At 53.1% G+C, this 26788-nt stretch carries 20 protein-coding genes and 1 tRNA gene; 10 read left to right on the top strand and 11 right to left on the bottom strand.

Going from position 1 to position 26788, the window contains the following annotated elements; genetic code table 11:
• Positions 1-43: 43 nt before the first annotated feature.
• The 10 genes from cphA to H8B13_RS07665 all read right to left on the bottom strand — a co-directional run bounded on the left by cphA (position 44) and on the right by H8B13_RS07665 (position 12460).
• On the bottom strand, positions 44-2683 hold the full coding sequence (cphA, locus tag H8B13_RS07710) for a cyanophycin synthetase (protein WP_187310201.1): 2640 nt from the start codon (positions 2681-2683) through the stop codon (positions 44-46).
• Between the two features lie 291 nt (positions 2684-2974).
• A tRNA-Cys gene (locus tag H8B13_RS07705) sits at positions 2975-3045 on the bottom strand.
• 186 nt (positions 3046-3231) lie between these two features.
• Entirely contained in the window at positions 3232-5361 is a 2130-nt protein-coding gene (gene rpsA / locus H8B13_RS07700) for a 30S ribosomal protein S1 (RefSeq protein ID WP_261990259.1), read from the bottom strand.
• 392 nt (positions 5362-5753) lie between these two features.
• Positions 5754-6818 (bottom strand): fatty acid desaturase family protein, encoded by a 1065-nt coding sequence (locus H8B13_RS07695; RefSeq protein WP_187310200.1) that lies wholly within the window; start codon positions 6816-6818, stop codon positions 5754-5756.
• A gap of 142 nt (positions 6819-6960) precedes the next feature.
• Positions 6961-7452, bottom strand: coding sequence for an HNH endonuclease (locus H8B13_RS07690; RefSeq protein ID WP_187310199.1), 492 nt, complete (start codon positions 7450-7452; stop codon positions 6961-6963).
• A gap of 140 nt (positions 7453-7592) precedes the next feature.
• Entirely contained in the window at positions 7593-8384 is a 792-nt protein-coding gene (locus tag H8B13_RS07685; RefSeq protein ID WP_261990258.1) for a C40 family peptidase, read from the bottom strand.
• Between the two features lie 137 nt (positions 8385-8521).
• On the bottom strand, positions 8522-8992 hold the full coding sequence (gene smpB, locus H8B13_RS07680; RefSeq protein ID WP_084446556.1) for an SsrA-binding protein SmpB: 471 nt from the start codon (positions 8990-8992) through the stop codon (positions 8522-8524).
• Between the two features lie 28 nt (positions 8993-9020).
• The gene (locus H8B13_RS07675; protein ID WP_187310198.1) at positions 9021-9434 is read right to left on the bottom strand and encodes a thioesterase family protein; all 414 of its coding nucleotides are present in this window, start codon (positions 9432-9434) and stop codon (positions 9021-9023) included.
• Positions 9435-9589: 155 nt separating this feature from the next.
• Entirely contained in the window at positions 9590-10603 is a 1014-nt protein-coding gene (gene tsaD / locus H8B13_RS07670) for a tRNA (adenosine(37)-N6)-threonylcarbamoyltransferase complex transferase subunit TsaD (protein WP_187310197.1), read from the bottom strand.
• A 246-nt stretch (positions 10604-10849) separates the two neighbouring features.
• Positions 10850-12460 (bottom strand): DUF4394 domain-containing protein, encoded by a 1611-nt coding sequence (locus H8B13_RS07665; protein ID WP_187310196.1) that lies wholly within the window; start codon positions 12458-12460, stop codon positions 10850-10852.
• A gap of 352 nt (positions 12461-12812) precedes the next feature.
• Here H8B13_RS07665 and H8B13_RS21530 point away from each other — a divergent pair, with 352 nt between their 5' ends.
• The 9 genes from H8B13_RS21530 to H8B13_RS07620 all read left to right on the top strand — a co-directional run bounded on the left by H8B13_RS21530 (position 12813) and on the right by H8B13_RS07620 (position 24290).
• Positions 12813-17381: a translocation/assembly module TamB domain-containing protein gene (locus H8B13_RS21530; protein WP_187310195.1), complete on the top strand. Its 4569-nt coding sequence runs from the start codon at positions 12813-12815 to the stop codon at positions 17379-17381.
• Between the two features lie 131 nt (positions 17382-17512).
• The gene (locus H8B13_RS07655; protein WP_187310194.1) at positions 17513-18412 is read left to right on the top strand and encodes a cell division protein FtsX; all 900 of its coding nucleotides are present in this window, start codon (positions 17513-17515) and stop codon (positions 18410-18412) included.
• Positions 18413-18471: 59 nt separating this feature from the next.
• Positions 18472-18795, top strand: coding sequence for a DUF3098 domain-containing protein (locus tag H8B13_RS07650; protein ID WP_187310193.1), 324 nt, complete (start codon positions 18472-18474; stop codon positions 18793-18795).
• A 3-nt stretch (positions 18796-18798) separates the two neighbouring features.
• Entirely contained in the window at positions 18799-19587 is a 789-nt protein-coding gene (locus H8B13_RS07645; RefSeq protein ID WP_187310192.1) for an undecaprenyl-diphosphate phosphatase, read from the top strand.
• Positions 19584-20396: a tRNA pseudouridine(55) synthase TruB gene (gene truB, locus H8B13_RS07640; protein WP_187310191.1), complete on the top strand. Its 813-nt coding sequence runs from the start codon at positions 19584-19586 to the stop codon at positions 20394-20396. The genes H8B13_RS07645 and truB overlap by 4 nt, the downstream gene beginning before the upstream one ends.
• A 28-nt stretch (positions 20397-20424) precedes the next feature.
• Positions 20425-21378, top strand: coding sequence for a bifunctional riboflavin kinase/FAD synthetase (locus H8B13_RS07635; RefSeq protein WP_187310190.1), 954 nt, complete (start codon positions 20425-20427; stop codon positions 21376-21378).
• A 70-nt stretch (positions 21379-21448) separates the two neighbouring features.
• Positions 21449-22144: a CoA transferase subunit A gene (locus tag H8B13_RS07630; protein ID WP_187310189.1), complete on the top strand. Its 696-nt coding sequence runs from the start codon at positions 21449-21451 to the stop codon at positions 22142-22144.
• 73 nt (positions 22145-22217) lie between these two features.
• On the top strand, positions 22218-23552 hold the full coding sequence (locus H8B13_RS07625; protein WP_187310188.1) for a serine hydrolase domain-containing protein: 1335 nt from the start codon (positions 22218-22220) through the stop codon (positions 23550-23552).
• Between the two features lie 81 nt (positions 23553-23633).
• Entirely contained in the window at positions 23634-24290 is a 657-nt protein-coding gene (locus tag H8B13_RS07620; protein ID WP_187310187.1) for a CoA transferase subunit B, read from the top strand.
• Positions 24291-24374: 84 nt separating this feature from the next.
• Here the strand turns inward: H8B13_RS07620 and H8B13_RS07615 are convergent, their stop codons facing one another.
• Positions 24375-24590: a hypothetical protein gene (locus H8B13_RS07615; RefSeq protein ID WP_187310186.1), complete on the bottom strand. Its 216-nt coding sequence runs from the start codon at positions 24588-24590 to the stop codon at positions 24375-24377.
• Positions 24591-25120: 530 nt separating this feature from the next.
• Between H8B13_RS07615 and H8B13_RS07610 the strand changes: the two genes are divergently transcribed.
• On the top strand, positions 25121-26659 hold the full coding sequence (locus H8B13_RS07610; RefSeq protein WP_261990288.1) for a bifunctional GNAT family N-acetyltransferase/carbon-nitrogen hydrolase family protein: 1539 nt from the start codon (positions 25121-25123) through the stop codon (positions 26657-26659).
• The last annotated feature ends 129 nt before the right edge of the window (positions 26660-26788 follow it).

Raw genomic sequence — 26788 nt, 5'->3', positions numbered from 1 at the left:
TGGGGGGCTTTTTTGTAGTTAATAGCGAATAAATGAATGTTACTTACGCCTGCATAATCTGCGCTTCAAACTCCTCAATCTGCTTTATAGTCGCACTGATGTTCTCTGTGAAAATAGTAACAACCGATCCATCGCGGGCCGTGGTCAGCACATGGCGAATGGCGTCCACTTCGTTTTCGATATAGGTAATTGGCAGATCAGGCTTATCTAAGCGCAGCCCTCGCATCATAATCTCCTTGAGGTATTCAGCCGTTTTTCCTCGCAAGTCGCGGTCTTGGCGCAATACGACTTCGTCGAAAATACTTCCCGCGATGCGCGCAAAGCCTAGTGTGTCTTCATCGCGCCGATCTCCCAGCCCTGACACTATCCCGACTTTGTGCGTAGCCGGCGTGTTATTCAAGAACTCAGCATACTTGCTGATACCCGCTGTGTTGTGCGCGTAGTCGACAATGACCTCAAAATTGGGAAATTTGAACACGTTCATCCGACCCGGCGTCTTGGCCGCTGACGGCACAAAGGTGCGCAGGGCGGTCTTTATGTCATCGCGCTCAAAGCCGGCTACATAGCCTGTTAGGGCCACAGCTAGGCAGTTTTCAATGTTAAACCCAGCGCGCCCGCCTAGTGTAACTGGGAACTCAGCTGCCCGATCTATGCGCAGCTTATAGCTATTCTGATAGATGGTTACGTAGCCTTCCTCGTACACGGCTGCTACGCCACCCGCTTCCACGTGATCGAGGATGCGCGGGTTGTTTTCGTTCATACTAAAGAACGCTACCCTGCACTGCAGCCGTTCGCCCATAGCGTACACCAAGTCGTCGTCGGCGTTCAGAATGGCCCAGCCGCTTTTGTTAACCGTGCGAGGCAGCACACCCTTAACAGCGGCCATATCCTCTACCGTATAAATGTCCCGCATGCCCAAGTGGTCAGCGGCTACGTTGGTAACCACGGCAATATCACAAGTGTCAAACCCCAAGCCTGACCGTAGCATGCCGCCACGTGCTACTTCCAGCACTGCATAGTTTACAGTTGGGTCGCGCAACACAAACTCCGTGCTTTGGCTACCCGTGCAGTCGCCTTTCTGCAACTGGTTACCTTGGATATAAATGCCATCGGTAGTCGTAAAGCCTACTTTATAGCCTTGGGCCGCCACCATATGAGCAATCAGGCGAGTAGTGGTGGTTTTGCCATTGGTGCCCGTTACAGCAATAATGGGAATGCGCGAAGTAGAGTCGCGTGGGAAAAGCATATCTACTACAGGCGCTGCCACATTGCGCGGCAAGCCTTTGGTAGGTGAGATATGCATGCGGAAGCCAGGAGCAGCATTCACCTCAATCACCGCGCCGCGCGTTTCATTCAACGGAATGGCAATATCTGAGGTCAGCAAGTCAATGCCGCAGATATCGAGGCCGATAATACCGGCCGCGCGCTCCGCTAATAGCACATTATAAGGATGTACCAAGTCGGTAACATCGGTAGCGGTACCACCCGTGCTGATATTGGCAGTGCTCTTCAGAAATAGCTCCTCCCCTTCCGGCAACACTGATTTTAGCGTCAAGTCGCGGGCCTTAAGAATAGCGCTGGTATGCTTGTCGGCTTTGATTTTGGTGAGTACTTTCTCATGGCCTTCCCCCCGACGTGGGTCCAAATTTACTTGGTCAATCAGTTCCTGAATCGTGCTGTGCCCATCACCAACCACGGCCGCTGGGGTACGCTTAGCGGCAGCTACCAACTTGCCATTTACCACCAATAGCCGGTGGTCAAACCCTTCGATAAATTGCTCTACGATAACGGCGCGCGAGTATTCCTGCGCCTCTTTAAAGCCAGTTTGGGCCGATTTCCAGTCCATAATATTAATACTAGCTCCTTTGCCATGATTCCCATCCAGTGGCTTCGTCACGATAGGAAAACCTAGTTCTTCAATGGCATCGCGCAATCCATCAAGTGAATAAACCGTGGTACCACGCGGCACAGGCACACCGGCATCAGCAAGCATTGCTTTTGTGCGGTTCTTATTGCCGGCGATTTCAACGGCGAAATAGCTTGTATTGGACGACGTAGTGGCCTGAATACGCTTTTGATTCACACCGTAGCCGAGTTGAATAACCGAAGTATTTCTAAGCCGGATATAAGGAATCTTGCGCGACACTGCCTCCGACACAATACTATAGGTACTAGGTCCGAAAAATTCTTCCTCACGAATATTGTGCAGCTCCGCAATAATGGGCTTTATATCTACCTTCTGCTTGTGGCATAAGGCATCCACAATCTCTACGGCAGCATTAGCAGCCACGCGTCCGGCGCGCTCTTCTTGGTACGTAAATACGACGTACTCGACTCCTTGCTCCTGCGTGGCCGGATACGATTTGCCCCAGTACACCGGCATGCCTGCTAAGCGCTGCAGTTCTAATGCTACGTGCTGAATCACGTGGCCCAGCGGCTCGCCATCCATGAGTTGCTCTTGAGTTAAAGGCGGATGCTTAGTAGCCTGTTTGGATGAGTCGGGCGTGGCACAAGGCTGACCTACTCCAGGTAGCAGTTTTGTGAGTCGGCCTGCTAAGCCTGGTATGGAATTAGACCATTTTTCGGCCAGATCCTCGAGGTCTACTTTCATCACAATAAGCTTCAGGTGCTTAACAGACCAATAGCTTGGGCCGCGCATGGTGCGGAGATCGGTAATTTTCATAGGAAATAGAGGCGAAAAGAGGGAATGCTAGCGGGCGGTTGTACGCACAAATGAAATGTATGGATAATGCGCCCATAAAGCCATGTGTCGAGGTGCAATGTAAGCCCTCAGACTAGCTTTTAGCTAACATATTGGCTTTACGACCATTCTTCACTACCTGCCACGCACAGGATTCACAAATACGTCTGGCGCAACTGCTTCTTTGCTAAAGTAATTAGGGAAAAAAGCAAAAAACCCCGGTTGGGGCTAATCAACCGGGGCACTAGGCAAAAGAAAACAGGAACAGGAAAGAGGTGACGGGCGGATTCGAACCGCCGTAGGAGGTTTTGCAGACCTCTACCTAGCCACTCGGTCACGTCACCGGGTAATGAGGGTGCAAACTTACGCCATTATCTGACCTTCGCCAAACCTGGGGGGCTTTTTTCAACCATTGGCATCCTAAGCTATTGGTTGCGTGCGAAGTAGATTCAAATCACTAGCGCCTGCAGCTCACAAAAAAGGCCCTGACAACTGTCAGGGCCTTTTTATTAATCATAAGCTACAAAAGCCTAGGCTTTCTCTTCGTCCTTCTTGTCGGCATCTTCGTTGCCAGGTAGGAGGTCTTTTGCTTTCTCTACAACATCACCAGCTACTTCCTTCGCTTTTGCGAAAGCGGCCGAATCAGCTACAGTGTCAACTACGTCGCCAGCTACTTCAGTTACTTTGTCGAAAGCAGCGGATGCAGCGCCGGTTACGGCAGCAAGGATACCACCTTCAGCGGCCGGAGCATCTTCGGTAGTGTCAGCTTCAGCAGCAGGAGCTTCTTCGGCTTTAGCAGCCTTAGGAGCTTTTGCTTCTAGCTTCTGAACACCAGCGTCGCGCTCGTTGCCCATCATCTTATCGCGCAGAGCGGACAAAGCATCCAGGTCACCGAGGGTAGACTTGTCAGCCGTTGCCGGCTTTTTGAGGTCGCTCAGCTTGCCTTCGCCTTGTGCGGCACCAGCAGCTTGGCCACCGGCTGGCTTCTTCTTCGCGAACTTCGAAGCACGGGTGTCTTCTTCCTGCTGCGCCTGATTGAAGACGGCAGTGTGCGACAACACGATACGACGATCATCCTTCGAGAACTCAACCACACGGAAGTCGAGCGATTCGCCGTTTTCGGCGTTCGAACCATCTTCCTTCACCAACGACTTGGGGTAAGCGAAACCTTCGATGCCATAAGGCAACTCGAGTACCGCGCCACGGTCGTTTTTCTCCGTGATAGTGGCTTTGTGCACCGAACCAGGAGTGAATACCGTCTGGAACGTATCCCATGGGTTTTCCTCCAATTGCTTGTGACCAAGGGCCAAACGACGGTTAGCAACGTCCAGCTCCAACACGAGCACGTCCAGACGGTCGCCCACCTTCACCACTTCGGATGGGTGCTTGATCTTTTTGGTCCATGACAGGTCAGACACGTGTACTAGGCCGTCTACACCCTCTTCCAGTTCTACGAACAGGCCGAAGTTGGTCAGGTTGCGCACGAGGCCGTTGTGCTTGGTACCCACAGCGTACTTGCCGCCGAAGTCACCACGAGTCCATGGATCTTCGCTCAATTGCTTGATACCCAAGCTCATCTTGCGGTCTTCGCGGTCCAGCGTCAAAATCTGCGCTTCAACTACGTCGCCCTGCTTGATGAAATCCTGCGGGTTGCGCAGGTGCTGGCTCCAGCTCATTTCTGAAACGTGGATCAGGCCTTCTACGCCAGGCACGATTTCCATGAATGCGCCATAGTCGGCTACGTTCACGATACGGCCTTTTACTTTCGAGCCTACGCCCATATCGGCAGGCAGCGAATCCCATGGGTGAGGAGTCAGCTGCTTCAGGCCCAACGAGATACGCTTCTTGGCTTCGTCGAAGTCAAGAACAACCACGTTGAGTTTCTGGTCAAGCTGCAATACTTCGCTTGGATGAGCGATGCGGCCCCACGAGATATCGGTGATGTGCAACAGACCGTCGACACCGCCGAGGTCGATGAACACACCGAAGTTTGTCATGTTCTTGATCACACCTTCCAGAATCTGACCTTTTTCGAGGTTGTTCAGGATGGCTTCGCGCTGCTTCTCCAGGTCCTTCTCAATCAGGACTTTGTGCGAAACAACTACGTTGTCGAAAGCGGCATTGATTTTTACCACTTTCACTTCCATGCGGCGACCAACATAAATGTCGAAGTCACGGATAGGCTTCACGTCAATCTGCGAGCCGGGTAGGAAGGCTTCAACGCCATCCAATTCCATGATCAGACCACCTTTGGTCCGACGCTTTACTACACCTTCCAGGATGTTATCAAACTCCAGAGCGTCGTAAATCGACTTCCAAGCCTGCTTGATCTTCGCCTTCTTGCGCGAAAGGATCAACTGACCGTTCAAATCTTCCTGGTCTTCAATGAATACCTCTACTTGGTCACCAATTTTCAGGTCAACCAAATCGCGGAATTCGGACAGGGGCACGAGGCCGTCTGATTTGAAGCCAATGTTAAGGATCACGTCGCGGTCGGTGATGCCGACTACGGTGCCCTTCACAACTTCTTCCTCCTGGACGGTGGTCAGCGTGTCGCCGTACATTTTCTCCATCTCGGCGCGCTGCTCGGGGCTATAATTGCCACCAAAGCCGGTCGCTCCGACGTTGTCCCAGTCGAAGTTATCTGCTACTTCTGCCATAGTTACTGTTTGGCCCTTATCTACACGTCCGGCTCAGGGCCACCTACCGGAACGCGTTATGAGTAACTCGCTGAAGCTGAGGCTTCAGACCCACCACCCTGGCGGGGCGGCAAAGATACGGAGTTTGATGCAGGAAACTAAGCACTGTTTGGAGCAGAATCTACTTACTTTCAGACTATGAAGTACTGCCTCCTATTTAGCTTCCTGTTTACACTTATGGGTTGTGATAAGGAAATCGATGTACATCACCCCAATTCCGTTTTCTATCAGCAGCAGGAAGACAACGTTCTTATTGCTTTATGTGGCCAAGTTATTATTGAGGATAGGTTACCGCTTGCATAAAAAAGCCCCCCAGAAACATTTCTGAGGGGCTTTTTTATAAATAATACATATTACTTACGGCCCATTTCGCGCAGATACGATACGTGCGAGGCTACAGCGTAGCGCATCTTGGGATACTCGTTGTAAGTAATGTCAAACTCCTCGCACATCTGCTTGATGATCTTACTGATGGCTGGGTAGTGTACGTGCGAAATCTTAGGAAACAAGTGATGTTCTACCTGAAAATTCAGGCCACCAACTAGCCAGCTGATGACTTTATTATGCGTGGCGAAGTTGGCAGTAGTTTTAATCTGGTGAATAGCCCATTCGTCCTCTAACTTATTCGTGATTTCATCGGGCATGGGAAAGGCGGCGTGCTCTACTGTATGTGCCAGTTGGAACACCAAACTAAGAGTGAAACCAGCTACTGCCGCGAATACTACGAAACCTACTAGCCACGACACAAACCCTACCGTGTAGATGGGAAGGGCCATAAAGAGTAAGAGATGAATCACCTTGAAGCCCCAGAAAACCGATTGGTCGGTGGCCGTCATTTTTTTGATGGGCATGCCACCGATTTTGCCTTTGAAATACTTCTGGTAGTCCATAAAGAAGATCCAGGCGATGTAGAGCAGGGCGTATAGAAACCAAAAGTAAAGGTGCTGGAAGCGGTGGAGCTTACGGCGGGGCTGAGTGCTGCTCATGCGCATCCACGGCTGCACGTCGAGGTCGTCGTCTACGCCGTCCACATTGGTATACATGTGGTGAATGAGGTTGTGCTTCATATTCCACATGAAGCTATTGCCGCCCAGCACATTCAGGGTAAACGCCGCGAACTGGTTGAGCCACTTCGATTTACTGAAGCTGCCGTGGGCGCCGTCGTGCATGACGTTGAAGCCGATAGCCGCCCCAATACCACCGAGCAGAATACACTCCAGAATACCTATGAAGGCGCTTGGTGTGAAAAACACTAAGTGCAGATACACCAGCACAAAAGCAGTCGTCAGAATAAGCGCTTTGACGAAAAGCCCAGAATTACCGGTTTGCGATTTGCCCGCTTCCTCGAAGTAGGCGTTAATCCGAGACTTTAGTTCGGTATGAAAAGAGCGGGAAGCCGCAAACTTAGGAACTGACATGAACGCTAATTGGGTGGAACGGGGGGCAAAGGTATGCCTCTAACCTCAACCAGCGACGGTTAGTTTAAAGCAGAGCAGTAATTCCTTTTGGTACGAGAAGAAAATGGGTCGGCAAACCTTTGTTTACCGACCCATTCTTAGTTCAATTAAGGTAATCATGCCAGTTCTGATCTATCGTACCGGCCGAGAGCTTCAGGAAGCCCGCCAAGGTAGGCTTCTTGGGCTGCTGCCGCACCGTGAGGCCCGCTTCGTGTGGTGTGCGATGCCCTTTGGCGTGGTTGCAGCGGGCACACGCCGTGAGCAGATTAGTCCACGACGATTCGCCACCGCGAGAACGGGGCAGTACGTGGTCCAGCGTCAGGTTTTTGGTAGATCCGCAGTACTGACACTCAAAATGGTCGCGTTTCATAATGTTGTGGCGACTCAAGGCAATGCCTTTGTAAGGCACGCGCACATAGCGCTGCAAGCGGATAATGCTGGGCTTTGGGAAAGCTTGGCTAATAGTACGCAGCGTGCCATCAGACTTGGCAATCATCTCCGCCTTATCCAAAAAAAGCAACACAAAAGCCTTCTGCACGCTGCAAAGCGTAATCGCGGTGTAGTCACCGTTTAAGACAAGCACTTTTTGATCCATACGCTCAGGGAGAATCCGGTTAGCGAAAGCTAGGTGATTCTTAGCGCATTAACAACAGCCGCTGGGTTAAGTTTCCTTTAGTCCAGGGCTGTGGGGGGCTTTTTTAAAGCAATAGTACCAAGCCTAGGCTTGGTACTATTTCAATCCGGCAACAGCCGCTTAATCAGGCGCAGCTTATGCGAGTATTTCTGGCGCTGCCGGTTATAGATGCCGTTGTGGTCGAGCGGGTCGATACGAACTTCACCGCTGGCGTGCAGAATTTGTTGGTCTTCCAGCAGCATGCCTACGTGCACGATGTTGCCTTCAGCATTATCAAAAAAGGCCAGATCACCAGGCTGGGTCTGCGAAACGAAATGGACAGTGCGGCCGTGGTCAATCTGCTGACGGGCGTCGCGGGGCAGTTGGATATCAACCAAGCCATACAATTGCTGCATAAGCCCCGAACAGTCGATACCGAACAGCGTTTTGCCTCCCCACAGATAAGGCGCTTTCAGAAAGGCCAAGCCCATTTTTTGAAGCAGCGCGGCCTTGCGCCCCGGGTCCCCGTTAGACGTAGGATTGGTGGCGGCTCCATTATAAAAGAGTTGCCGCTCACCCAGACGAAAGGTCATGCCATCAAAAAAAGGCAGGCGGGCGCCCAATGAAATAGGCTGGCGCGAGTCAGCATCGCTTACCATTTGGACTACATCGAGGCTGCGCGGGTGAGCATGCGCGCCCCATTCGGCAAAGTAAGTACCGGTCACGGGCTGGTGTTGCTTCACGTCCATCCAGCCCACGTATTGGTCGGCGGCAATGCGGACCTGGCACCAATTGCCCTGAATAAGCTTAACGGTGTAGCACTCGCCAAAAATGAGCTGGGTGACAATTTCGGCCCGATCATTAGGCTCGGCCCGCACCGGCACCACGCTCAGGGGGCAAATTCCGTATTCCAAGGAAATTTGAAGGTTTAAGTTTTGAAGCCAGAAAGCTAGCTACTAGCGGCCATTCGGTCTGGTAGCAACGGTTTTTAAAAACCACCGGCAAAGCTATATTCCTAATAAGGGAAATGCACCCTATTCAGCTCTAAACTTTAGTAGTCGCGCGCCCGGTCCATTTCGCGCTTCTGGTCTTTGGCTTTGATATCTTCGCGCTTGTCGTAGAGCTTTTTGCCTTTGGCCAGCGCAATTTCCAGCTTCGCAAAGCCCCGGTCGCTCACAAATAAGCGAATGGGAACAATAGTGAGGCCCTGCTCCTGACTTTTGTCGGAAAGCTGGCGCAGCTCGCGCTTGGTGAGCAGCAACTTCCGTTCGCGGGTGGGCTCGTGGTTGTTGTAAGTACCTTCGGTGTACTTAGATATGGAGAGATTGTGCACCCACAGACTGCCATCGGGGTGGAAAATGCAGAAGCCGTCCTGCATGTTCACGTTGCCGTCGCGGATACTCTTTATTTCGGTGCCTTGCAGCATCATACCAGCGTCGTACTTCGTCAGGAAAGAATACTCGTGGCTGGCCCGGCGATTAACAATATTGACTTTGCGCGGAGCGTCTTTTTCTTTGGCCATAATAATTGAAAGCGCGGTGAGGCGCTGATTAAGCAGATGTTGGGGAGTTGGCGCGCAAGGCAGCAAAACGAGCTGCCAGCTTTTCGCTCCGTACGATGCGCTGTCCGGTGCGACCAGTTGCTACCAGCCGCTCGCCCACACGGACTTCTACGGCGCAAGTCAGTTCCCGATTTTCCAGGGCCGCAAAAGTAGCGCGAAATTCGACGGTTTCGCCCGCAAAGGCCGGCGCGTGGTGCTCCACGTGCAGCATCGTGCCAATGCCCTCCTCCCCCGCCTCCAGCATTTCCAGCACAAACAACCGCCCCACCCACTCCATGCCCCGCCCCAGCGCAAATGTGCTCAATACTTCGTGTACTGTGTGGCCCTCCATTGTTGCAAAGTCAGAAGCTGTCACAATGAGAGAATAGGTTTTGACGTCGCCGGGCTGAAAAGGGATTTTCATCAAACACTAAGAGAATATTACACTAAAGGCGGTCATGCAGAGCGCAGCGAAGCATCTCGCGTGTTTGGTTGAATTACTAACCTCTCATCAGCACGCGAGATGCTCCGCTCTGCATGACCGCCTTTTTTTCAGTTATTAACTCCACTTAAATCCCCCTACCCCAACTTCAACCGAGGGTCCGGGCTAACAAGCTGGGGGGCAAAATCGCCGGCCTCGAACTGGAAATGCGCTGTCATGGCGACCATAGCAGCGTTGTCGGTGCAGTACTGAAACTCGGGAATAAATACAGCCCAACCTTTTTCCAACGCTAATTCCTGCAAAGCGGCGCGCAAGCCGGAATTAGCAGCCACGCCACCAGCCAAGGCAATCTGCGTCAGACCCAGATCTGCAGCGGCGCGCTGAAGCTGGCGCAGCAAGGTTTGAATAATCGTGTACTGAATGCTGGCGCACAGGTCGGACAGGTTTTCCCGAATAAACTCCGGATTCTTAGCCGTTTGCTGGCGCAGAAAGTACATCACGGCCGTTTTGAGGCCGCTGAACGAGAAATCGTAGCCGGGCATAGCGCCTACCGGAAACGGGAAGCGCGTGGGATTGCCGGTGCTGGCCAGCTTATCTAGGTGCGGACCGGCAGGATACGGCAGGCCGAGTAGCTTACCGGTTTTGTCGAAAGCTTCGCCAGCTGCGTCGTCGATGGTCTGGCCAATTACCTGCATGTCTGGGGGGCTTTTTACAACCACCAGCTGCGTGTGGCCACCACTCACTGTCAGGCAGAGAAAGGGAAACGTGGGGCGTGGCTCATTGATAAAGTGCGCCAGAATGTGCGCCCGCATATGATTCACGGCCAGCAACGGCTTGCCGAGCGCTAGCGCAAAGGTTTTGGCAAACATGCTGCCGACCAGCAACGAGCCCAGCAGCCCCGGCCCTTGGGTGAAAGCCACCGCGTCGAGTTCCGTTTTGGTTACGCCGGCTTGGCGCAGCGCCTCCTGCACCACCGGAATCAGGTGCTGCTGGTGGGCACGCGAGGCCAGCTCCGGCACCACGCCGCCATATTGTTCGTGCACACGCTGGGTGGCTACTACATTGGAGCGAATTTGCCCCCCAGCCAGCACGGCGGCCGAGGTATCGTCGCAGGATGATTCGATGGCCAGAATGATAGGATAAGGATTCATATGTCGCAAGCCAATGTGCCTTAGTGCTATTGGCGTCAAAAGAGAGTAAACAGCAGTTAGCATTTTGTTAACCAACCGCCACCAGATTTATCACCCAAAGGTCGTCTAAATACCTAGATTTCTGCTCTGCTGTCGACACTTGGGGCCATGGTAACCTGACTCGACAATTGATTGAGAAACTTAAAAAGCCTTGGCTTACGGGCCAAGGCTTTTTGTATCAGAGTTCAACAATAAGGATGGTTAGCCTTAAAAGCCTAAACCCATTGTGAAACCACTAATGTCTTTATCAGAATTAGGAACAAACGATTCAATGTTACTTACGAACGTTGCCCTACCCGTCGACAGACTAATGGTGTAGAGACCGCTCGTAAAGCTGCTACCACTCGCATTCATGATAGCATAACCAGTATTGCTGGTGCTACCGATGTCGAAATCGGTCCTGCCGTTTCTAACACCTAGGCTACCGATTTCTACCAACGTGCCCGCGTTTGGCGGATTCTCCAGATATAGCTTATTAGCATTGATACTAATTACATACAAATTCGTGGATGTAGCCCCCACAAAGTTGTTATCATAGGCCGCTGCGACAACGAATGGCCTAAAGGAATCAAAGAGCTGATTATAACTCCCATCTACAGTAACAGTTGCTTTAAGTGGATTTATACGCAGATTGGTGTTAGTGTAAGCCTCCGTGATGCGGATTTGATCCGTTACGGGATTAAAATCAAAGCCAAGGAAGAATCTTGTAAGCGGTACATTTAAGGAGCCAACAAACGTAGCCGCGGCCGTGGCTGCGTTCAGCGTAATAAGCCGGTTATTCGTAGTGATTGCATAAATCTGCCCATTAGCCGGACGGAAGTCTATTCCCTGAATAAATTCGTTGGTGAGTAATCCGGTAATGGGTTTGATGATGCGAGCAGCGGGATTAGTCGGATTAAAAATTACTAAATCGTTGAATTTGATAGGGTTTGTATTCTCAAAATTAGCAAGTATAGCATAGGCCACGGGTTGCGTTGGAATAGCTAGGCCTGAATACCCAAGGCTCTGACTGTATTGCGCGAGCGGTTGGCTGTCACCCGAAGTCAGGTTGACAGTAAATAAGGTGATTTTGCCTGCTACCTCAAATAAGCCCAAAGCGGCACCACTTTTGGCATCAATGTCGAAGCCGCCCTCACCTGTGATGTCTAAGTTCAAATTGCCCACGGCCGCCAGCGTACCATTGTTGGGCGGATCCTGGCGGTAGAGCTTGTCGGTGGCTGGGTCGAGGTCGTAGAGCACAGTGGTACTTGCACCAGCCACGTTATTTGTATAAGCGGAAGCCGTGATAGTGGCTCCGGCGGCGCCATTAATAGTTCCGTCAACGATAGTTCCGGCTCCAGTTTCCGGATTCAGCCGCAGGTTCTGCCCCGTGCTGGTCACGATCCGGATGCGGTCTACCGTAGGATTAAAGTCAAACCCAACTAAGTTACCCTCTAATCCAGGCGTAAACGCTCCCGAACCAACAGCATGGGCTCGGCCAGTCAGATGGTTAATTATATAAATGCGGTTAGAGCTACTTACGCCATAAAGCTGACCTGAGGCGGGCCGAAAATCGATAGCTAAGATGCGCTCTCCACTCTGCAAACCTGTAATGTTTACCGATGAAGTACGGACAGCAGGATCTTTGGTAGAATAGGCATCTAACTTGGTACCACCAGACAAGGTATAGAATGGAATATCTAAACCTAGACTAGGAAAAGCAGGTGGTGGTGGAGTGGGCTTTGGAAAGTACTGCTCCAGAATATCCTCACAACTAGTCAGAGAAGCTAATAGCAGCAGGCAAATGCAGAGCTTCGATAAGTAAATGGCTTTTTTCATTCATCTAATCTTTTAGGATTTAAACAATAAAAATTTAACTTATATATTTTCTAACGTAGAGAGATTTGCTAAGGATGCACTATTTATGGTCTTACTTAAAGAATATTTCAGAGGCTCTAATTTGGCTCATTGGGGGGCTTTTTGGAGAATATGTCAGGCACGTTTTCTACTTTAAAATCAAAAAAGCCGAGCTGTCGATTAAACTAAACAGGCGCGTTAAACTCTCTAAGGAAATAATGAATTCTTGGGGCCACGTTTAAGTCCCTGATTCGTACTTATGGCAGCGTCAGCCAACGATTAGGCGAAAAGCAGCATCTTCGTCGTTACATTCCTTTCTGCTTATCCTCTCCCCGTGCCCCGTTTTATCTCCGTTCTGCTCAAAATCCTGCTGGGGCTGCTCCTGCTTGTGGTGCTGGCGGTGGGCACGGTGTTGGTGGCGCTGCGGATACCGAGCGTGCAGACGCGGGTAGCGCAGCGGGCAGCCACTTTTTTGTCGGATAAGCTGGGGCAGCGCGTTAGTATTGGGCGGTTAGATGTGCGGCCGTTTTCGCGGGTGCTGCTCCAGAACGTGCAAGTGCTGGACCGGCGCGGCGGTGAGCTATTTCACATAGGGCAGGCGGAGGCGGATATTCAGCTGTTTTCGCTGTTGAATCCGCGCCGTCTGCATGTGGGCCAGCTAATCCTGAATGAGCCACGCTTTGCTCTAGTCACTTACGCCGACGCACCTGATTCTACCAACTTAAGTCAGTTTGTGTCTGCCGTGCGCCGCCTTCTTGGCCCCACCGACACCACTAAAGTCAAGAAGCCCTTCGATTTTCAAATTAGAAGCGTTGGGCTGCGCAATGGCCGCTTCGTATTAGAGAGGCAGAACCAGCCGCGCGTCAAATACGGCATCGACTACGCGCACATGCGAGTCGACAGCATCTATGCTGATTTCTCGGGCATCAAAATGCACGGCGACACCATCGTCACCCGCATTCGGGATATGCGCGCCGTAGAAAAGCCCTCAAAAACCCGCGTGCAGCACTGGGATACCGACATGACGTTTGCGCCTACGTATTGGGAGTTTGCCAATACCGACCTGCGCGTGGGCCGCAGCTACCTCAAAGACTACGTGCGCTTTGATTATAAGCGCTTTCTCAACTTCACCCACTTCAACGACTCGGTACGCGTAACGGCACGACTGGGTCCAACGCGGCTTTTCTCCGACGACATCGCCCATTTTGCCCCCCAGCTACGCGACCTGAACGAAACGGTGCTGCTCTCAGGGGAAGCCAAAGGCTACGTCACCAATTTCACGACCCGCAACCTCGACGTGCGCTACGGGCAAAGCACGCACGTGGTAGGCAGCATTAACGTGGAAGGGCTGCCCAATATTAAGGAAAGCTTCGTGGAAATGCGTCTGCAGCCCTCCGTGATAGACGGACGCGACATCCGCAAATTCGTACCGGCCAAGGGTTGGGCCTATGTGCAGCGCCTAGGTACAGTGCGGCTCAAGGGGCAATTTTTGGGCTTCTACAACGACTTCGTCGCCAACGGCTCCTTCAATACGGCTTTGGGTGATGTAGTTTCGGATGTTAATATCAAGTTCAAGACTGACCCTCGCTATTCTAATTATGAAGGGCAAGTAAAAACTACCGGCTTCCAGCTGGGCAAGTTTCTGGGCGACCAAAGCACCGTGCGCGACATTGCCTTTAGTGGACGTGTAGAAGGCATAGGTTTTACGCCTGAAGGTGCCCGCCTGCGGGCCAATGCAACCGTGCAAAGCATTTGGCTGAAAGGCTACCGTCTTCGCAACATCACCACCAATGGGCAGTTCAGCCGCGAAACCTTTGAGGGCAAGCTGACCGTGAACGATCCCGCCCTGCAGATATCCGCCGACGGCCGCGTAGACCTGAACAAAAAACGCCAGGCTTTCGATTTGCGGGCGCAGGTACGTCGCGCCGATCTGCGCGCCCTTGGCCTCACCGATCAGGCCGTTACCGTTGCCACCAAAGCTGATTTGCGGTTTCAAGGATTGAAGCTTGATGATCTGATTGGGCGCATTATCCTGCGCGAAACCAAGGTGGGCTACGCCGGCCGCAACGTAGCCATCGACACCCTCGACATCGTAAGCCAGCGCCAGAACGGGCAGCGCAGCGTAGCCGTGCGCTCCGAAGTGCTGAACCTTACCGCCAACGGCGACTTCATTTTCACCACCGTAGCCCGCGACGTACAAACGCTCATCAAGGAATATCAGCTCAACTTCGAAAGCAACGACACTGAAACCGCCAACTACTACCGCCGCAAGCGCCAGGGGGCAATTTCCGAGTATGCTATCGATTTAGACCTTTATCTGAAGCGGGCTAATCCGGTTATTCAGCTATTTGTGCCCAAGCTGGAGATATCCGACTACTCACGGGTGGATGGCTCTTTCCGCAATGGCCCTACTTCTATTTTCACCCTGGCCGGGCAATTTGACAGCCTGCGCTACGACAGCATTCGGGCCGTGAATACGTCAATGGAACTGCTCACCTCCAAGCTGCCTTATCAACCCGAAATACTCGCGCAGGCTAATATTACTTCCGCAAAGCAAAAACTTCCTCTTCTGAATCAGACGGAAAACTTCTACGTGGAGGGAGTTTGGGATCAGGATAAAATCAATTTCTCGACCTCGCTCGCCCAAACCGGCACCACCAACCGGGGGGCAATTAATGGCTCGGTTGCGTTTCTGCCGCGGGCCGTGCAAGTGATATTCCGGCAGTCGGGCCTCAACCTTTTGGGGAAAGACTGGACGCTGGCGCCTGAAAACGTAGTCTTGATTTCCAATGGAGGCAAAGAGATTGATATCCGCAGCCTCACCCTATCGAATGGTGCCCAACAGGTAAGTGCCCAGGGCTTCATTTCCACCGATCCGGCCAAAACCTTGCAGTTGGCCGTTCAGAACTTGGAGCTGGCTACGCTAAGCTCGCTGACCAAGCAGAACATTACGGGCGTGGCCAATGCGCAGGGAACCGTGAGTGGCGTTTTTGGCGCCCTGGTTGTGAACAGCTCGCTGGTTGTCGATTCGCTTCGCTTTGATGATATTCTGATCGGTAACGTTACGGGCAGCAGCGACTGGGATAACACTACTAGTAAGCTAGGAGTGAACCTGGATGTGATGAACAGCGAGCAGCGTGTGCTCACGGTCACCGGCACTGTAGCGCCGCGCGAGCCCATACGCCAGCTCGATCTTACCGCCGTGCTCGACAGTGCGCCAGTGAAAATAGCGGAGCCTTTACTAGGCACGCTCTTCGATAATATGCGTGGCACGGCCGTCGGTCGGCTGCGGCTGACTGGCCCGCTGGCCGGCCCCAACCTTGTGGGTGATGTGGATGTGAGCAATGGTCGCTTCAAGTTTATTTACCTGGGCACCACCTACCGTTTTACCGACCGTATTTCCTTCCGCGAAGACCGTATTGTTTTCCGGGAGGTAACTCTGCGCGACGTGTTCGGCAACACGGGCACGCTCGACGGGGAAATTCGACATCAGGGCTTTCAAAACATGGTGCTTAATCTGAGCGCCGATTTCCGCAAGCTCCAGCTGCTTAATACCACCCGTAAGGAAAACGAGCTGTACTTCGGCCGAGCCTACGGTACGGGCGAGGCACGTGTGTTTGGCCCGGTCGATAACCTGACTGTGAACGTTACGGCACGTAGCGAGGCGGGCACCCGGGTTTCACTTCCCTTGGATAATGCAGCCAAGGCCGAGCAGGCCAGCTATATCAAGTTCGTAAACCGCAACCTGCCTACCGATACTACTTCCACTGTGCCCATTGTAGCGGCCGCCGCTGGCCGTGTGGATCTGTCGGGCTTGCAGCTCAACTTCAACCTGACAGTCACCGAGGATGCTTACGTGGAGATTATTCTCGATGAAAGCACCGGCGACGTAATTCGGGGCACGGCCGTGGGCCAGTTGCGACTAAACGTGGATACCCGCGGCGAATTCAATATGTATGGCCAGATTGAGATTGTGCGGGGGGCTTATAATTTCACTTTGCAAGGCCTTATCAATAAGGAATTTGTGGTGCGGCCCGGCGGCACCATTTCGTGGAATGGCAACCCGCTGGATGGCCAGATGAACGTGACGGCCGCTTACACGCAGCGCACCTCCCTTGCGCCGGTGTTGGGCACGGCTACTCCCAGCGCGGGTGCGGTAGTTCCTGTTACGGCCGTTATGAATCTGACGGGTCCATTGCTGCTGCCAGCCATTCAGCTGGGGCTGGAGTTTAATGACGCGCCTTCCGCTTTAGAGGGCGATTTGGCTTCGTTTACTAACTCGCTACGCAACGACGAACAGGAGCTTAACCGTCAGGTATTCAGCTTACTGGTATTTAAGCAGCTTTCGCCCCCCGGCTCTTTTGCTCAGCTTTCACTGAGCGGCAGCAACAACACGGTGGGCAATAGCCTGGGGCAGGTTCTTTCTACGCAGTTGGGTCTGCTCACCTCTCAGATTGACCAGAATCTGGAGATTGATTTTAACCTCAACGGGCTTTCCCAGGAGCAGCTTCAAGCGTTGCAGGTGCGGCTGAGCTACAGCTTTATGAATGGCCGCCTGCGCGTGACGCGCGAAGGCGGCTTTACGAATTCAACCAACCTGGGCACCGTACCGGGCTCCGGCGACATCGACCAAACGGCCCAAACGTCCTTGCTCGGCGACCTTAGCTTGGAATATTACCTACAGCCCGATGGTCGCTTTCGGGCTCGTTTGCGCTACCAAACTACGCCTCGCGACCTGGAAACTATTAACCAGCCCCGCGCGGCTGTCAGCTTGCTTCATACGGAGCAGTTCGATTCGTTACAAGAGCTGTTCGCTCGTAAGCGCGTTCGTCGCCGCGACGAGGCCGCCCGCAAAGCCCGCGAAGCCCTCATCGTAGACGATGATCCTCGCACGATCATGTGATAGGGTTGTTGCCCAGGTAAGTGTCATGCAGAGCATTCTGTGCATGACGCTCAAATAGCTCTGGGGGGCTTTTTTCGAATTCAAACCTGGTAATTGCGTTCATTGCTAATTGCTAATCCTACCTTTGCGGCATGGCTTCCCCTCCCCGTTCGTCCACTCGTAAGAAAAAGCTGGGTAACTATCCGCACACGATGGTCGTGTTTAGTATCACACTGGCGTTGCTGGTAATTGGGCTTTTTGGGCTGCTGCTGGTTCACGCCCACAAGCTTTCCAACCTGGTAAAAGAGAACCTGGAAATGCAGGTGTACCTAGACCGCGACCTGCCCGAAGCGCAGCTCCTGCGCTTGCAGCAAGCCTTTTCGAGCAAGCCCTACATCGCCTTCCGCGACCGGCAACCCCAAGTGCGCTTCCTATCCAAAGAAGAAGGAGCTCGTCAGTTCATCGAGCAAACCGGCGAGGACTTTCAGCAGTTTCTGGGCGATAATCCGTTGCGCGATGCTTATATCTTGCGCATAAATTCGGAGTATACTGATTCGCTCAATCTGCGCAAAATAGAGCAGGAGCTGCGGGCCGAAAGCGGCGTGCATGAGGTACAATACGTACAAAGCCTGATTACCAGCATCAATCAAAACGTACGCAAGCTCAGCTTGGTACTGCTCGGTTTTGCCGTAGTGCTTACGCTCGTTGTAACCATCCTGATTAACAACACCATCAAGTTGGCTCTTTTCTCCCAGCGTTTCCTGATTCGGAGTATGCAGCTGGTGGGGGCTACTTCCTTCTTTATTCAACGCCCGTTTTTGCGGCGCGCTACCTGGCAAGGCTTTGTCAGTGGCACGCTGGCGGCTCTTATTTTGCTGGCGCTGCAGCAATACGCTTACTTGCAGGTAGATGAGCTTCGGCTTTTGCTCGATGAGCGTCTAATTGGTGCTTTGCTGGTGCTGATGGTCGTGCTAGGCTGCGTCATCGGTTTTTTCAGCTCCTACCGCGCCGTGCGTAAGTACCTAGGCATGTCGCTCGACGATTTATATTAACATCAATTCACTTTTATCAAGCTGTATTGAACCACCGCTTGAAACCCCATTTGGATTCCATGGAACAACGCCCCACTTCCCATTTCGCATTTGGGCCCCGTAATTATCGGCTCATGTTCATAGGCTTGGCCGTATTGGTGGCGGGCTTTATCACCATGACCCTCGACACTGCGGACTACGGCCTTGGGTTTCTGGGCATCACACTTGGTCCCATCTTATTGGTTGTTGGGTTCATTATTGAGTTTTTTGCCATTATGGCTAAGCCTGGAGGGCAAAGTTCAAACCCCGCCGAGACTATTTCAGTGGAGGCATCCTCAACTGCCAGTGTCTCGCCACCAGTGGTTGCCCCTACCCCGGCAGCTCGCCCTACTTACAAGCGTTAATAGATGAATTATTGGCATGCGCTGATCCTCGCGATTGTGGAGGGTCTGACGGAGTTTTTACCGGTATCAAGCACCGGCCACATGATTATTGTGGCCAATCTGCTCGGAATCGGGCAGGCTCCGTTTACGGAAGTTTACATCACCTCTATTCAGTTTGGGGCCATTCTGTCGGTGGTAGCGCTGTACTGGCGCCGTTTTTTGCAGAGCTTTGATTTCTACCTGAAGCTGGCCGTTGCCTTTATTCCATTTGGTATTCTGGGCTTCGTGCTCAAAGATGTTATTACCGAATTATTGAAGAGCGTGACGGTGGTAGCCGTTTCCTTGGTGCTGGGGGGCCTTATTCTGCTGTTCGTTGATAAGTGGTTTGATGGGGAGCGCAAGCAAGTGACGACGCCCAACATCAAGCAGGCGTTCAAAATCGGGTTGTTTCAGTGTATCGCCCTGATTCCGGGCGTGTCGCGCTCGGCGGCCACCATCGTCGGTGGACTTAGCCAGGGCTTCGACCGCCGCTCCGCCGCCGACTTTTCGTTTCTGCTGGCGGTGCCCACCATGTTTGTTATTACTGCGTATCAACTCTATAAAGCCTACAAAATCACGCCGCTACAGCCCGGCGACCTGCAGGTGCTGGCGTTTGGCAATGTGGTAGCGTTTGTGGTGGCGCTGTTGGCGGTTAATTCGTTTGTAAACTTTGTCTCGCGCTTCGGCTTCCGGTCCTTTGGCATATATCGCATTGGTATCGGCGTTATTATTCTGCTAATGATAGGGTTGGGTATTGATTTGCAATTGATATGAAGCAGAAAGAATTTGACTTTGAGACCGGTGAGGTTCTATTGCTGGACAAGCCGCTTACCTGGACGTCGTTTGACGTGGTGCGCAAGGTGAAGAACATGTTGCGCATCAAGAAAATCGGGCACGCGGGCACCCTCGATCCGCTGGCGACGGGCCTGCTCATTTTGTGCACGGGCAAGAAAACTAAGGAAATTGACACCATTCAGGCGCAGGAAAAAGAGTACACCGGCACCTTCCGCCTCGGCCAGACCACGCCCAGCTTCGATCTGGAAACGCCCGTCGATGCCGAGCTCCCCTACGCTCACCTCACCGAGGCCGATCTGCAAGCAGCTACTGCGCCTTTTATTGGCCTTATCGAGCAGACGCCACCGCTATTCTCAGCTGTAAAAATCAACGGCGAGCGCGCCTACGAAGTAGCCCGCCGTGGCGATACTGTCGAAATTAAGAGTAAGCAGATTAACATTACTGCCTTCGAGCTAACCAGCATTGATTTGCCTACCGTTCAGTTTCGGGTGGTGTGTTCCAAAGGCACTTACATCCGCAGCCTGGCCCGCGATTTTGGTGCCGCCCTTGGCTGCGGCGCCCATCTTACCCAGCTCGCTCGTACTCGTATTGGGGAGTACTCGTTATCGGATGCTCTTACTATAGCTGATATTGAGGCCCTGCGCCCACCCCGCTCAGAAGCTGACTTAGCCAAGCCACCACGGCCAGCCGATAATCGGCGGCGGCCCGTGCGCCAAGGCTTAGCTTACTACGACGCTTCTACTGCCGCGGCAGCTTCCGCCCCCGACGAAAAAGCCCCCCAGGAATAATTTCCCCGTCATTTAGCCACCCAAGCAGATGCAAGTTTTCCGCGACCCGGCGCAATTTCCCTTTCTAGGTCAAGCCGTCGTGACGAGCGGCACCTTCGATGGCGTACACGTAGGGCACCAGAAAATTCTGCATCGGCTGCTGGAAGTGGCCCGTCAAAGCGGTGGCCCTGCCGTAGTTATTACCTACTGGCCGCACCCGCGCCTGGTGCTCGACCCGCCACCCACTCACCCAGAGCCGCTTGATTTACAGCTGCTTTCTACCTTGGATGAGCGAATTGAGCGCCTCGAACAGTTTGGCGTCGATTACTTGCTGATTGTGCCATTCACCCGCGAGTTCGCGCAGCTGACTTCCGAAGAATATATTCAGCAGCTATTGCTGCGGACCGTTGGCACCAAGAAATTAGTAATTGGCTACGATCATCGTTTTGGCAAAAACCGCGAAGGAGGATTTGAATATCTCAGCAAGCACGCCGACCGCTACGGCCTGGAAGTAGAAGAGATTCCACGCGAAGACGTGGATGCCGTGGGTGTGAGCAGCACTCGTATCCGTCGCGCCCTGCTGAGCGGCGATATTGCCACGGCCAACCGTCACCTCGGCTACGCTTATTCACTGACTGGCAAAGTGGTACGTGGTCAGCAGCTCGGCCGCACCATCGGTTTTCCTACGGCCAATCTGGAACTGGCAGAGGCTTCTAAGCTGGTGCCGGCTCATGGCGTGTACGCCGTACTGGCTACCACCGCCGACGGCGACGTGCAACAGGGCATGCTCAATATTGGCGTGCGCCCTACTGTGGGGGGCAATTTAGCGCAGACTATTGAAGTACATCTGCTGGATTTCTCGGACGACATTTACGACCAGCCGCTGACTATTCAGTTGATAGCCCGCCTCCGCGATGAGCAGAAATTTGCGAACCTGGATGAGTTGAAGGCACAATTGGCCAAAGACGCCGATGCTGCCCGCCAGCACTTAGTGGGGGGCTAATTTGCAGCCTGCTTCCGCGAAACCTATTATCCTTTTAACTTCCCGCTCCCAATTACCCCACCCACCTGATATGATAAACAAAGTTGTAGCCGACGCCCATGCGGCACTACAAGGCATCACCGACGGCATGACGCTCATGCTCGGCGGCTTTGGCCTCTGTGGCATCCCCGAAAACGCTATTCAGGAGCTGCTGCGCCTCGGTGTTAAAAACTTAACCTGCATCAGCAACAACGCCGGTGTCGACGATTTTGGCATCGGGCTTTTGCTGCAAACCAAGCAGGTGCGCAAGATGATATCGAGCTATGTGGGGGAGAATGCAGAGTTTGAGCGGCAGCTATTATCGGGTGAGCTTGAGGTAGAGCTAATTCCGCAGGGCACCCTGGCTGAGCGCATCCGGGCGGGTGGAGCCGGTATTCCAGCCTTTTATACGCCCGCTGGCTACGGCACCGAAGTGGGCGAAGGCAAGGAAAGCCGGGAGTTTAAAAGCAAGATGTACCTACTCGAAACCGGCCTCACCGCTGATTACGCCTTCGTAAAGGCCTGGCGCGGCGATACGGCAGGTAACCTCATTTATAAAGGCACCGCCCGCAATTTCAATCCCATGATGGCGACGGCCGGCAAGATTACCGTGGCCGAAGTAGAGGAACTTGTGCCCGCCGGCGAACTTGATCCCAACCAGATTCATACGCCCGGTATCTTCGTGCAGCGCATATTTGAGGGCAAGAATTACGAGAAGCGCATCGAGCAACGGACCGTGCGCAGCTAAGTTTAGTGGCTGGTTTGCGGAAGTTGTGATTCAGCCCAGCTGATTGGCGTTGACTGAAGTTTTAGACGGTACTATGAAAAAGACTTCCCTTATTCTGTTGTTGGCGCTGAGTAGCTACGGCACTTTTGCTCAGGTTGCGGCACCGGCTAAAAAGACCACTCGCCCGAGCAAGGCGATGATGGCGCCGAAGCCAGCCCACTTCCAGCGCATCGACCAATTACTGCAAGAATACACGACCGACAGTCGCGTGCCCGGCGCTATTGCTCTGGTGATGCGCGACGGCAAAGTAGTGTACCGCAAAGCTTTCGGGGTGGACGACATGGCGGCCAAAACCCCACTACGCCCCGATGCCATTATGCGCATTGCCTCCCAAACCAAAGCGGTGGCCAGCGTTGGCCTAATGTTGCTCTATGACGAAGGGAAGTTTCAGCTCGACGACCCTATTTCGAAGTATTTGCCAGCCTTCGCCAACCCCAAAGTACTGGCAACATTTAATGAGCAGGATTCCACATACACCACTGTACCGGCCAAAAGCGAAATCACCATCCGACAGCTGTTTACGCATACGTCGGGCATCAGCTATCCGGTAATCGGCAGCAAGGAAGCGCAGGCCATTTATGCAAAGGCCAACATTCCCAGCGGCATCGGTACGCCGGGGGGCAATTTGGCTAAGTCCATGGACGCGCTAGGACCGCTGCCGCTCATGCACCAGCCGGGCGAGCGGTTCACCTACGGGCTGAGCGTAGACGTGCTGGGCCGCTTAATTGAGGTGCTGTCGGGCCAGTCGCTGGACCAGTACCTGCGCACGCGACTTTTCGAGCCGCTGGGTATGCGGGACACGTATTTCTACCTGCCCGAAGCCAAGCAAGCGCGCTTAGCCAAGCTCTACACCGAGGATGAGGCTACGAAAACCACTGTGCTTATGCGTCCGCGCCAGGGCATGATACCAGATTATCCCAAGGCGGCAGGCACATACTTTTCGGGCGGCGCGGGCTTATCGTCAACCATCGATGACTACGCTGTCTTCCTGCAAATGATGCTCAACAACGGCACGCACAACGGCCGCCGTCTGCTCAAGCCTGCCACAGTCGCCTTGATAACTCAGAACCAGATGGGTGAAGTTAACCAGGGCAACAACAAGTTCGGCCTGGGTTTCAGTATCACTACCGCCCAGAGCGCGGCTGCCAAACAGCCCGGCTTATCGGAAGGCTCATACGAGTGGGGGGGCATTTTTGGCACTACTTACTGGGTCGACCCTAAAGAAAAGCTGGTAGCCCTGATTTATACCCAGAAGTACCCAAGTGGCACGGCCCGCGCCCTGGCCGATAAGTTCAAAACGGCTGTTTATCAGTCGCTGGCACCCCAGCAAACGGCTCCCGCAGCGGTGGCGGCTCCCGCAGCGAAGTAATTCTGTAACCCTCCCACTTTCCCACCCACATAATCCGCGACTCCGACCCATACGTCGAATCAGTGGTTCATGACACTTCTTATGCTTGATAAACACGGCATCGCTAAACGCATCGCTCAGGAAGTGCGCGATGGTTCTTACGTCAACCTTGGCATCGGCATTCCCACGCTGGTAGCGAATTATATTCCGGCGGGAATCAACGTCGAGCTACAGTCCGAAAATGGCTTGCTGGGCATGGGGCCCTTCCCTACCGAGGCCGAAGTAGATCCTGACCTTATCAACGCGGGCAAGCAAACCGTAACCACGCTCCCCGGCTCCAGCCTCTTCAGCTCAGCCGACAGCTTCGGCATGATTCGGGGCGAGCACGTGGACCTGACCATTTTGGGAGCTATGGAAGTATCCGAGCGCGGCGACATTGCCAACTGGAAGATTCCGGGCAAGATGGTGAAGGGCATGGGCGGCGCCATGGACTTAGTAGCCTCAGCCAAAAACATTATTGTAGCCATGCAGCACGTAGCCAAGGACGGCAGCAGCAAGCTATTGACTGACTGCACCTTGCCGATTACTGGTTTGCGCTGCGTGAAGAAAATTGTAACTGAGTTGGCCGTAATCGACGTTACGCCCGATGGCTTTGTGCTCCGTGAACGAGCACCCGGCGTGAGTGTAGAACAAATTAAAGCCGCGACAGCCGGCAAGCTCGTAGTACCTGAGGGCGACGTGCCGGAAATGCAACTATAGTCTAATAACTGGTAGTGCGATAAATAGTAAAAGCGGGCCGCAACAGCCCGCTTTTACTATTTATCGCACTACCAACGTGTGGCATTACTGGTTGCCGGTTGTTGTCGTTTTGCGGGGAGGGGCAGAATATTCCTCTGAGCGAACATTCTGGGGCATGTCGGGTACCGGCCCGGCTGAATCAACGCGTTCAGCAACGGCTGATGTATCGTTGGAAGTGGCTGCTGGCGTCATATCGGCGCCGGTTGTTGGCGCATCGGAAGCGGCAGGATCAGCAGTACACGCCCCAACGGACGCAAGCACAAAGAATAGGAGAAGAAAGCGAGCAGCGCGCATAAGGCTAGGGTGCTAAGAGTGAATTACTACTACCCGAAACGAATCTTTGCACCTTGTAGTTATCTCCCACGGCACGTGCTTATCTTGCTTTAAGCCTAGTGGCTGTTCTCCACTCTGCTCTAATGTAGCAGGCCGCTGCACTTCAAGGAACTGGGCTTGCTAACAAGCTGAACCTTAAAATTGTGGCAATCTTTCCGGTTTTGGATGGCCCTTCTATAAACCTTAGGGGCCAAAGCAGAGTACCCTACCCACAAGCCACGTTCTAACAGTATACTTCCAATAGGATACTGGGCTTTCGCTTGCGTTTACAAAATCACATAATACCTATGGCAACAAGTTCAAACAGTAAGGCTGGCACTGGTGGCAGCCACGCCAAAAAAATAACGGATAAACCATCGCTGCCAATTCCTGAGTTGCTTACGCCGACAGCAGTACCAGCCCACAAGTTGGTACTCCGGACCCTGCGCCGCTCCGATTTCAAGGCGGTGAAAGGCATCATGGACAAGGTGTACTCCAACATGGAGGGCTCCTGGTCGTCAGACGAGTACGCGGCTTTGATCCGGAAATTTCCGGAGGGGCAAATTGGCATTGAGGACAACGGCACTTTAGTAGCTGCCGCTTTGGCTATCATCGTGCAATACAGCGACTTCGGAGACCGCCATACCTACGCCAAAATCACGGGCAACGGCAAGTTCGACACTCACAATCCTGACGGGGATACGCTGTATGGAGTTGACGTATTCGTTGACCCCGAGTACCGTTCCCTACGGCTGGGTCGGCGGCTTTATGATGCCCGTAAGGAGCTTTGCGAGAACCTGAACCTGCGTGCGATGGTAGCTGGGGGGCGAATTCCGGGCTACGCGGCTTATGCCGATCAAATGACCCCAGCCAAGTACGTGGAAATGGTGCGTAACAAGGAAATCACGGACCCGATCCTGACTTTCCAGCTTTCCAACGAGTTTCACGTTCGCAAAATCATTCGTGGCTACCTGCCTTATGATTCTGAGTCGAAAGCCTTTGCTACGCTTCTGGAATGGCTGAATGTGTACTACGAGGAGGAAGAAAAGCTCATCGGTAACCAGAAAAGCAACGTGCGCATTGGCATTGTACAGTGGCAAATGCGTGCTACTCGCAGCTTGGAAGATTTATTGCAGCAAATTGAGTTCTTCGTGGACACGGTCAGCGGCTATAAGTCGGACTGTGTGATGTTCCCGGAGTTCTTCAATGCTCCGCTGATGGCGCTTACCAACGAGGATTCGCCTTCGGTAGCTATCCGGGCCATGGCTGCTTTCACAGAGCCCATCAAAGCCAAAATGATGGAGCTGGCAGTAAGCTACAACATCAACATTGTGGCCGGCTCTATGCCTGTGTATGAAGATGGTAAGCTGCACAACGTGGCTTTCCTCTGCCGCCGCGACGGCACCATGGACGAGCAGTACAAGCTCCACGTAACGCCTGATGAAGCGAGTTATTGGGGTATGCGTGGCGGTGATAAGCTCAAATGCTTTGATACCGACTTCGGCAAAATCGGTATTCTCGTGTGCTACGATGTAGAGTTTCCTGAACTGGCCCGCATGCTCTCCGATGAAGGCATGAAAATTCTGTTCGTACCCTTCTGGACGGACACTAAAAATGCCTACCAGCGGGTGCGGCTTTGTGCGCAGGCGCGGGCCATTGAAAATGAGTGCTATGTTGCTATTACAGGCTCGGTTGGCAACTTGCCCCGCGTTGAGAACATGGACATTCAATATTCGCAATCAGCTGTGTTTAGTCCCTCCGACTTTGCTTTCCCCCACGACGCCATCGTGGCCGAGGCAACGCCTAATACCGAGATGACTCTTATTGCTGACCTCGACCTGGACTTGCTCAAGGATCTGAACAGCAGCGGCGCCGTGCGCAACCTCCGCGACCGTCGTAAGGATTTGTACTCGGTGAGTTGGGTGGTAAAGAAAGCCGAGCGTGATGACGAACTGCTAAGTCAGGGCGAAGAGCGTGCGCCCCGCACGAGCAAGCGCAAAGCTATTGCGGCTGGATAAGCTAGTTTATTGTCGATAAGGTACAAAAGCCCCCCACATAGTCTTGTGAGGGGCTTTTTCTTCTCAAAAAGCTTAGAATGCGTAACAAACAGTTGAGATAAAATAAGCTGTTTAATTTTGACACCTATC

The sequence above is a fragment of the Hymenobacter sp. BT188 genome (assembly GCF_014333585.1).
Lineage (GTDB): Bacteria > Bacteroidota > Bacteroidia > Cytophagales > Hymenobacteraceae > Hymenobacter.
The sequence above is the reverse complement of the archived record's forward strand: the minus strand, read 5'-3'. Positions and strand labels throughout refer to the sequence as shown.

Bases quoted from the DNA above. Each gene is read 5' to 3' on its own strand.
- H8B13_RS07650 (WP_187310193.1), top strand. From the start codon at position 18,472: ATGGAACAACGCCCCACTTCCCATTTCGCATTTGGGCCCCGTAATTAT.
- rpsA (WP_261990259.1), bottom strand. From the start codon at position 5,361: ATGGCAGAAGTAGCAGATAACTTCGACTGGGACAACGTCGGAGCGACC.
- tsaD (WP_187310197.1), bottom strand. From the start codon at position 10,603: ATGAATCCTTATCCTATCATTCTGGCCATCGAATCATCCTGCGACGAT.
- H8B13_RS07610 (WP_261990288.1), top strand. From the start codon at position 25,121: ATGGACAAGGTGTACTCCAACATGGAGGGCTCCTGGTCGTCAGACGAG.
- smpB (WP_084446556.1), bottom strand. From the start codon at position 8,992: ATGGCCAAAGAAAAAGACGCTCCGCGCAAAGTCAATATTGTTAATCGC.
- H8B13_RS07645 (WP_187310192.1), top strand. From the start codon at position 18,799: ATGAATTATTGGCATGCGCTGATCCTCGCGATTGTGGAGGGTCTGACG.
- H8B13_RS07675 (WP_187310198.1), bottom strand. From the start codon at position 9,434: ATGAAAATCCCTTTTCAGCCCGGCGACGTCAAAACCTATTCTCTCATT.
- H8B13_RS07635 (WP_187310190.1), top strand. From the start codon at position 20,425: ATGCAAGTTTTCCGCGACCCGGCGCAATTTCCCTTTCTAGGTCAAGCC.
- truB (WP_187310191.1), top strand. From the start codon at position 19,584: ATGAAGCAGAAAGAATTTGACTTTGAGACCGGTGAGGTTCTATTGCTG.
- H8B13_RS07655 (WP_187310194.1), top strand. From the start codon at position 17,513: ATGGCTTCCCCTCCCCGTTCGTCCACTCGTAAGAAAAAGCTGGGTAAC.
- H8B13_RS07665 (WP_187310196.1), bottom strand. From the start codon at position 12,460: ATGAAAAAAGCCATTTACTTATCGAAGCTCTGCATTTGCCTGCTGCTA.
- H8B13_RS07620 (WP_187310187.1), top strand. From the start codon at position 23,634: ATGCTTGATAAACACGGCATCGCTAAACGCATCGCTCAGGAAGTGCGC.
- cphA (WP_187310201.1), bottom strand. From the start codon at position 2,683: ATGAAAATTACCGATCTCCGCACCATGCGCGGCCCAAGCTATTGGTCT.
- H8B13_RS07630 (WP_187310189.1), top strand. From the start codon at position 21,449: ATGATAAACAAAGTTGTAGCCGACGCCCATGCGGCACTACAAGGCATC.
- H8B13_RS07625 (WP_187310188.1), top strand. From the start codon at position 22,218: ATGAAAAAGACTTCCCTTATTCTGTTGTTGGCGCTGAGTAGCTACGGC.
- H8B13_RS07690 (WP_187310199.1), bottom strand. From the start codon at position 7,452: ATGGATCAAAAAGTGCTTGTCTTAAACGGTGACTACACCGCGATTACG.
- H8B13_RS07695 (WP_187310200.1), bottom strand. From the start codon at position 6,818: ATGTCAGTTCCTAAGTTTGCGGCTTCCCGCTCTTTTCATACCGAACTA.